Below are 2,956 nucleotides of genomic sequence, written 5' to 3'. Positions count from 1 at the left end.
CACCAGAACGCTTCTGGCGTTGTAAGGTTAAGCCTCACGGGTCATTAGTACCGGTTAGCTCAACGCATCGCTGCGCTTACACACCCGGCCTATCAACGTCGTAGTCTTCAACGTCCCTTCAGGGGTCTCAAGGACCCAGGGAGAATTCATCTCGAGGCAAGTTTCGCGCTTAGATGCTTTCAGCGCTTATCTTTTCCGCACTTAGCTACCGGGCAATGCCATTGGCATGACAACCCGAACACCAGTGGTGCGTTCACTCCGGTCCTCTCGTACTAGGAGCAACCCCTCTCAATTCTCCAGCGCCCACGGCAGATAGGGACCGAACTGTCTCACGACGTTCTAAACCCAGCTCGCGTACCACTTTAAACGGCGAACAGCCGTACCCTTGGGACCTACTTCAGCCCCAGGATGTGATGAGCCGACATCGAGGTGCCAAACACCGCCGTCGATATGAACTCTTGGGCGGTATCAGCCTGTTATCCCCGGAGTACCTTTTATCCGTTGAGCGATGGCCCTTCCATTCAGAACCACCGGATCACTATGACCTGCTTTCGCACCTGCTCGAGCCGTCACTCTCGCAGTCAAGCTAGCTTATGCCATTGCACTAACCTCACGATGTCCGACCGTGATTAGCTAACCTTCGTGCTCCTCCGTTACTCTTTAGGAGGAGACCGCCCCAGTCAAACTACCCACCAGACACTGTCCCCACGCCGGATCACGGCGCCAGGTTAGAACATCAAACGTTAAAGGGTGGTATTTCAAGGTTGGCTCCACGCAGACTGGCGTCCACGCTTCAAAGCCTCCCACCTATCCTACACATCAAGGCTCAATGTTCAGTGTCAAGCTGTAGTAAAGGTTCACGGGGTCTTTCCGTCTTGCCGCGGGTACACTGCATCTTCACAGCGAGTTCAATTTCACTGAGTCTCGGGTGGAGACAGCCTGGCCATCATTACGCCATTCGTGCAGGTCGGAACTTACCCGACAAGGAATTTCGCTACCTTAGGACCGTTATAGTTACGGCCGCCGTTTACCGGGGCTTCGATCAAGAGCTTCTCCTTGCGGATAACCCCATCAATTAACCTTCCGGCACCGGGCAGGCGTCACACCGTATACGTCCACTTTCGTGTTTGCACAGTGCTGTGTTTTTAATAAACAGTTGCAGCCAGCTGGTATCTTCGACTGCCTTCAGCTCCGTCAGCAAGTGACTTCACCTAACGACAGCGTGCCTTCTCCCGAAGTTACGGCACCATTTTGCCTAGTTCCTTCACCCGAGTTCTCTCAAGCGCCTTGGTATTCTCTACCTGACCACCTGTGTCGGTTTGGGGTACGATTCGATGTTACCTGATGCTTAGAGGCTTTTCCTGGAAGCAGGGCATTTGTTACTTCAGCACCGTAGTGCCTCGTCGTCACGCCTCAGCCTTAAAGAGTTCCGGATTTGCCTGGAACTCAAGCCTACACGCTTAAACCGGGACAACCGTCGCCCGGCTAACATAGCCTTCTCCGTCCCCCCTTCGCAGTAACACCGAGTACGGGAATATTAACCCGTTTCCCATCGACTACGCCTTTCGGCCTCGCCTTAGGGGTCGACTCACCCTGCCCCGATTAACGTTGGACAGGAACCCTTGGTCTTCCGGCGAGCGGGCTTTTCACCCGCTTTATCGTTACTTATGTCAGCATTCGCACTTCTGATACCTCCAGCATGCCTCACAGCACACCTTCAACGGCTTACAGAACGCTCCCCTACCCAACAATACTTACGTATCGCTGCCGCAGCTTCGGTGCATGGTTTAGCCCCGTTACATCTTCCGCGCAGGCCGACTCGACCAGTGAGCTATTACGCTTTCTTTAAATGATGGCTGCTTCTAAGCCAACATCCTGGCTGTCTGTGCCTTCCCACATCGTTTCCCACTTAACCATGACTTTGGGACCTTAGCTGGCGGTCTGGGTTGTTTCCCTCTTCACGACGGACGTTAGCACCCGCCGTGTGTCTCCCGTGATAACATTCTTCGGTATTCGCAGTTTGCATCGGGTTGGTAAGCCGGGATGGCCCCCTAGCCGAAACAGTGCTCTACCCCCGAAGATGAGTTCACGAGGCGCTACCTAAATAGCTTTCGGGGAGAACCAGCTATCTCCCGGTTTGATTGGCCTTTCACCCCCAGCCACAAGTCATCCGCTAATTTTTCAACATTAGTCGGTTCGGTCCTCCAGTTAGTGTTACCCAACCTTCAACCTGCCCATGGCTAGATCACCGGGTTTCGGGTCTATACCCTGCAACTTAACGCCCAGTTAAGACTCGGTTTCCCTGCGGCTCCCCTATACGGTTAACCTTGCTACAGAATATAAGTCGCTGACCCATTATACAAAAGGTACGCAGTCACACCACGAAGGTGCTCCCACTGCTTGTACGTACACGGTTTCAGGTTCTGTTTCACTCCCCTCGCCGGGGTTCTTTTCGCCTTTCCCTCACGGTACTGGTTCACTATCGGTCAGTCAGGAGTATTTAGCCTTGGAGGATGGTCCCCCCATATTCAGACAGGATGTCACGTGTCCCGCCCTACTCATCGAACTCACAGCGAGTGCATTTTTGTGTACGGGAGTATCACCCTGTACCCTGCGACTTTCCAGACGCTTCCACTAATGCACAAGCTGATTCAGGTTCTGGGCTGTTCCCCGTTCGCTCGCCGCTACTGGGGGAATCTCGGTTGATTTCTTTTCCTCGGGGTACTTAGATGTTTCAGTTCCCCCGGTTCGCCTCATGCCACTATGTATTCATGACATGATAGTGTGACGTATCACACTGGGTTTCCCCATTCGGGTATCGTCGGTTATTGCGGTTCATATCACCTTACCGACGCTTATCGCAGATTAGCACGCCCTTCATCGCCTCTGACTGCCTAGGCATCCACCGTGTACGCTTAGTCGCTTAACCTCACAACCCACAAGCGTCCCGAAGGAC

1 rRNA gene is annotated in these 2,956 nt (G+C 53.6%); it reads right to left on the bottom strand.

From position 1 onward, the window contains the following. Window positions 1-23 precede the first annotated feature (23 nt). Window positions 24-2,929, bottom strand: a 23S ribosomal RNA gene (locus ID864_RS23610). Window positions 2,930-2,956: the final 27 nt, after the last annotated feature.

Source organism: Erwinia aphidicola, from assembly GCF_014773485.1.
Lineage (GTDB): Bacteria > Pseudomonadota > Gammaproteobacteria > Enterobacterales > Enterobacteriaceae > Erwinia > Erwinia aphidicola.
This window is presented reverse-complemented; position numbering and strand designations above follow the sequence as displayed.